Annotated in this window: 5 protein-coding genes and 1 pseudogene; 5 read left to right on the top strand and 1 reads right to left on the bottom strand. The window is 69.7% G+C overall.

Annotated features, from left to right (window positions below):
- Positions 1-816, bottom strand: an 816-nt coding sequence (locus VB737_RS05435) for a coproporphyrinogen-III oxidase family protein (protein WP_500311798.1), incomplete at its 3' end; no start/stop codon positions are given.
- Positions 817-909: 93 nt separating this feature from the next.
- Between VB737_RS05435 and VB737_RS05430 the strand changes: the two genes are divergently transcribed.
- The 5 genes and pseudogenes from VB737_RS05430 to VB737_RS05410 form a co-directional block, all read left to right on the top strand.
- Positions 910-2,073 (top strand): PIN/TRAM domain-containing protein, encoded by a 1,164-nt coding sequence (locus tag VB737_RS05430; RefSeq protein WP_500311797.1) that lies wholly within the window; start codon positions 910-912, stop codon positions 2,071-2,073.
- A gap of 31 nt (positions 2,074-2,104) precedes the next feature.
- A complete protein-coding gene (locus VB737_RS05425) occupies positions 2,105-2,776 on the top strand; it encodes an ATP-dependent Clp protease proteolytic subunit (RefSeq protein WP_500311795.1) in 672 nt (223 codons plus the stop codon).
- A 76-nt stretch (positions 2,777-2,852) separates the two neighbouring features.
- Entirely contained in the window at positions 2,853-3,464 is a 612-nt protein-coding gene (locus VB737_RS05420; protein ID WP_500311793.1) for an ATP-dependent Clp protease proteolytic subunit, read from the top strand.
- 53 nt (positions 3,465-3,517) lie between these two features.
- Positions 3,518-4,513, top strand: a complete 996-nt coding sequence (gene ilvC / locus VB737_RS05415; RefSeq protein ID WP_500311791.1) for a ketol-acid reductoisomerase — start codon at positions 3,518-3,520, stop codon at positions 4,511-4,513.
- A gap of 10 nt (positions 4,514-4,523) precedes the next feature.
- Positions 4,524-4,818, top strand: a pseudogene (locus VB737_RS05410) (hypothetical protein); the annotation flags it as partial.

Below are 4,818 nucleotides of genomic sequence, written 5' to 3'. Positions count from 1 at the left end.
GCCGAACCCCCACCAGCCGGCACCGCTCCAGTAGACGCGGTTGTGGCGCGACGCGTGGCCGGGCAGGGCGTAGTTGGACACCTCGTAGTGGCCGTAGCCGGCGGCGGTGAGCCGGCTCCAGGTCAGGTCCATCAGGTCGGCGGCCAGGTCCTCCGGCGGCAGGGCGAGTTCCCCCAGGGCCAGGCGCCGCTCGAAGACCGTGCCGGGCTCGATGCTGAGGTCGTACACCGACAGGTGGGGGGGCTCCAGGGCGATGGCCTCGGCCAGCTGGTCGTTCCAGTGGGCCAGGCCCTGCCGGGGCAGCCCCTGGATCAGATCCAGGCTCCAGCTGGCCAGCTCCCCCCGGCGCCGGGCCCGGTGCAGCCAGCCGGCCGCCTCCCGCAGGTCCGCCCCCCGGTGGCGCCGGCCCAGGTCCGCCAGCACCCGATCGTCGAAGCTCTGGCCCCCCAGGCTGACCCGGTTGATGCCGGCGGCCAGGTAGTCGGCCAGGCGGGCCTGATCGAAGCTGGCCGGATCCAGCTCCAGGCTCAGCTCGGCCCCGGGCGCCAGTCCATAGCGGCGCTCCAGGGTCTCCAGGATGCCGGCCACCTGGGCGCCGGTCAGCATCGAGGGGGTGCCGCCGCCGAGGTAGACGGTGGCCAGGGGCGGGCCGGCCGGGGAGCTGGCGATCTCCCGGTGCAGCAGGGGGAGGTAGGCGGCGATGGAGCCGGAGGAGGCCCCATCGGCCCGGTCCCCCAGGGGCACCACCGGGAAATCGCAGTAGAAACAGCGCCGATGGCAGAAGGGAATGTGGACGTAGGCGGATCGGGGATCCATCACGGGCGGTAATCCCTGGGGCCCAAACGGCGGAAGATCGGCCAAGCTGCAGTCAAGACCTGCCGGGCGGCCGAGGCGTCGGGACTTCGAAGCATGGTGGACACCCTCATCTTGCTGCTGTTCCTGATCTCAGGGGCGGCCACCGGCTGGCTCGGGGTTGACCTGCTGCCGGAACAGCTGCTGCTGGAGGTGACCAACCAGGAGGGCCTGCGCTCGGTGATGGGGGGCTTCGGCGCCTTCTTCGGGCTGATCGCCGGCATCTTCTTCCAGCAGCTGCGGCGTCGTCTGATGGCCCAGGTGCGCAGCATGCCCACCGACCTGCTGATCAGCCGGGCGGTGGGCCTGATCCTGGGCCTGCTGGTGGCCAACCTGCTGCTGGCACCGATCCTGCTGCTGCCCCTGCCCTGGGAGGTGGTGCTGGTGAAGCCGCTGGCGGCGGTGCTCAGCAACGTCTTCTTCGGGGTGCTGGGCTACAACCTGGCGGAGGTGCACGGCCGCACCCTGCTGCGCCTGTTCAACCCGGCCAGCACCGAGGCGCTGCTGGTGGCCGACGGCGTGCTGCTGCCCGCCAGCGCCAAGATCCTCGACACCAGCGTGATCATCGACGGCCGCATCCGGGGCCTGCTGGCCTCCGGGCTGCTGGAGGGCCAGGTGATCGTCGCCCAGGCCGTGATCGACGAGCTCCAGGCCCTGGCCGACTCCTCCAACGGCGAGAAGCGGGCCAAGGGACGGCGCGGCCTGAAGCTGCTCACCGAACTGCGCGAGAACTACGGCCGCCGGCTGGTGGTCAACAGCACCCGCTACAGCGGCAACGGCGCCGACGACAAACTGCTCAAGCTCACCGCCGACACCGGCGGCACCCTGCTCACCGCCGACTTCAACCTGGCCCAGGTGGCCCAGGTGCAGGAGCTGCGGGTGCTGAACCTCAGCGAACTGGTCATCGCCCTGCGGCCCGAAGTGCAGCCGGGGGATGGCCTGCAGCTAAAAATCGTGCGCGAAGGCAAGGAGGCCGACCAGGGCGTCGGTTACCTGGAGGACGGCACCATGGTGGTGGTCGAGGATGCCCGGCGCCGCATCGGCGAACGGCTGCCCGTCACCGTCACCGGCGCCCTGCAGACCCCAACCGGCCGCATGGTGTTCGCCCGCTGCGACCGCAGCCCCGAGCGGCCCGGCGAACGGGGCAACGGCCGGGGTCTCGACAAGCAGGGCGGAAAACCCGTCGCCCTGCAGGAGCACCAGCCTCCTGGCCCCGGCTAGGCTCCTGCCTCACGACTGCTGGTGAGCGCGGATGACGGTGTCGGCCCCCTATTACGGCGATTCCGCGGTGATGCGCACACCGCCGCCGGATCTGCCGTCCCTGCTGCTCAAGGAGCGGATCGTCTATCTGGGGCTGCCCCTCTTCTCCGACGACGACGCCAAGCGTCAGATGGGCATCGACGTCACCGAACTGATCATTGCCCAGCTGCTCTACCTGGAGTTCGACAACCCGGAGAAGCCGATCTTCTTCTACATCAACTCCACCGGCACCAGCTGGTACTCGGGCGATGCGATCGGCTTCGAGACCGAAGCCTTCGCCATCTGCGACACGCTGCGCTACGTCAAGCCGCCGGTGCACACCATCTGCATCGGCCAGGCCATGGGCACCGCCGCCATGATCCTCTCGGCCGGCACCAAGGGCCAGCGGGCCGCCCTGCCCCACGCCTCGATCGTGCTGCACCAGCCCCGCTCCGGCGCCCGTGGCCAGGCCAGTGACATCCAGATCCGGGCCAAGGAAGTGCTGCACAACAAGCACAGCATGCTGGAGATCCTCTCGGAGAACACGGGCAAGAGCATCGACGAGCTCTCCCGCGACTCCGACCGGATGACCTACCTCACCGCCGAGGAAGCCAAGGCCTACGGCCTGATCGACCGGGTGCTGACCAGCCGCAAGGACCTGCCGACGGCCGCCCCAGTGGGCTGATCACCGCCCCCCCCGGCCCACGGCCACCCCTCTCCACCACCTCCTCTCTCCGGCTCCGAACGGGAGCCTTCCCGCCATGCCCATCGGCACCCCCAGCGTTCCCTACCGTCTCCCCGGCAGCCAGTACGAGCGCTGGGTCGACATCTACACCCGCCTCGGGGTGGAGCGCATCCTGTTCCTGGGCCAGGAGGTGACCGACGGGATCGCCAACAGCCTGGTGGCCCAGATGCTGTACCTCGACTCCGACGACAGCTCCAAGCCGATCTACCTGTACATCAACTCGCCGGGCGGGTCGGTGACCGCCGGCCTGGCGATCTACGACACCATGCAGTACGTCAAATCCGACGTGGTGACGATCTGCGTCGGGCTGGCGGCCTCCATGGGCGCCTTCCTGCTGGCGGCCGGCACCAAGGGCAAGCGCCTGGCCCTGCCCCACAGCCGGATCATGATCCACCAGCCCCTGGGCGGCACCAGCCAGCGCCAGGCCAGCGACATCGAGATCGAGGCCAGGGAGATCCTGCGCATCAAGGACATGCTCAACCGGTCGCTGGCCGACATGTGCGGCCAGCCCCTGGAGAAGGTCACCAAGGACACCGACCGCGATTACTTCCTCAGCGCCGCCGAAGCCAAGGACTACGGCCTGATCGACCGGGTGATCGCCCACCCCTCGGAGGCCTCCGGCGGCTGAGGCCCGTGCGGACGCACACCTAAAGTCTGCGTTTGCCCTGCCCGCCGCCCGGAATGGCCCAGCTCTTCTACGACTCCGACGCCGACCTCGGCCTGCTGACCGGCAAGACGGTGGCCATCATCGGCTATGGCTCCCAGGGCCATGCCCACGCCCTGAACCTCAAGGACAGCGGGGTGAACGTGGTGGTGGGCCTTTACGACGGCAGCCGCTCGGCCGCCAAGGCCCGGGCCGACGGCCTGGAGGTGCTGAGCGTGGCCGACGCCTGCGCCAAGGCCGACTGGATCATGGTGCTGTTGCCGGATGAGGCCCAGAAGGCCGTCTACGCCACCGAGATCGCGCCGCACCTCAGCGCCGGCAAGGTGCTGAGCTTCGCCCACGGCTTCAACATCCGCTTCGGACTGATCCAGCCCCCCGCCGATGTGGACGTGGTGATGATCGCGCCCAAGGGGCCCGGTCACACCGTGCGCTGGGAGTTCCAGAACGGCCAGGGCGTGCCCGCCCTGTTCGCCATCCAGCAGGACGCCTCCGGCAACGCCCGCGCCCTGGCGATGGCCTATGCCAAGGGCATCGGCGGCACCCGCGCCGGCATCCTCGAAACCAACTTCAAGGAAGAGACCGAAACCGACCTGTTCGGTGAGCAGGCCGTGCTCTGCGGCGGTCTGAGCGAACTGGTGAAGGCCGGTTTCGAGACCCTGGTGGAAGCGGGCTACCAGCCCGAGCTGGCCTACTTCGAGTGCCTGCACGAGGTGAAGCTGATCGTCGACCTGATGGTCAAGGGCGGCCTCACCGCCATGCGTGACTCGATCTCCAACACCGCCGAGTACGGCGATTACGTGAGCGGGCCCCGGCTGATCACCGCCGACACCAAGGCGGAGATGCGCCGCATCCTGGCCGACATCCAGGACGGCACCTTCGCCCGCAACTTCGTGGCCGAATGCGAGGCGGGCAAGCCCGAGATGGCCAAGGCCCGTGAACGCGACGCCGCCCATCCGATCGAGCAGGTGGGCAAGGGTCTGCGCTCCATGTTCAGCTGGCTCAAGGCGGCCTGATCCCCAGCCCATGCAGCGGCGCCTGCTGACCCTCGCCTGGAGCAGCAGCCAGGCCAGCGGCACCCTGGCCATCGGCGCCACCGCCTGGCTGCTCAGCGGCCTCACCCCGTCGCCGCTGGTGAACGGGGTGCTGCCGGCCCTGGCCACCCTGCCGCTGCTGCTGCCCCTGCCCCAGCGGATCCGGCTCGGCTCCCTGTTCCAGCTGCTCAGCCTGCTGCTGCTGCTGGCCGTGGCGGCGGGCCTGCTGGGCCGCTCCGTCCTGGCCCCGCTGCTGGCCATCGCCCTGCTGGCCGTGGGTCTGCGCC

The sequence above is a fragment of the Synechococcus sp. BA-120 BA3 genome (assembly GCF_034931285.1).
GTDB lineage: Bacteria > Cyanobacteriota > Cyanobacteriia > PCC-6307 > Cyanobiaceae > Cyanobium.
The sequence above is the reverse complement of the archived record's forward strand: the minus strand, read 5'-3'. Positions and strand labels throughout refer to the sequence as shown.

What these genes read in the sequence shown, in the direction of transcription:
- VB737_RS05430 (WP_500311797.1), top strand. Translation starts at nt 910, where the DNA reads ATGGTGGACACCCTCATCTTGCTGCTGTTCCTGATCTCAGGGGCGGCC.
- VB737_RS05425 (WP_500311795.1), top strand. Translation starts at nt 2,105, where the DNA reads ATGACGGTGTCGGCCCCCTATTACGGCGATTCCGCGGTGATGCGCACA.
- VB737_RS05420 (WP_500311793.1), top strand. Translation starts at nt 2,853, where the DNA reads ATGCCCATCGGCACCCCCAGCGTTCCCTACCGTCTCCCCGGCAGCCAG.
- ilvC (WP_500311791.1), top strand. Translation starts at nt 3,518, where the DNA reads ATGGCCCAGCTCTTCTACGACTCCGACGCCGACCTCGGCCTGCTGACC.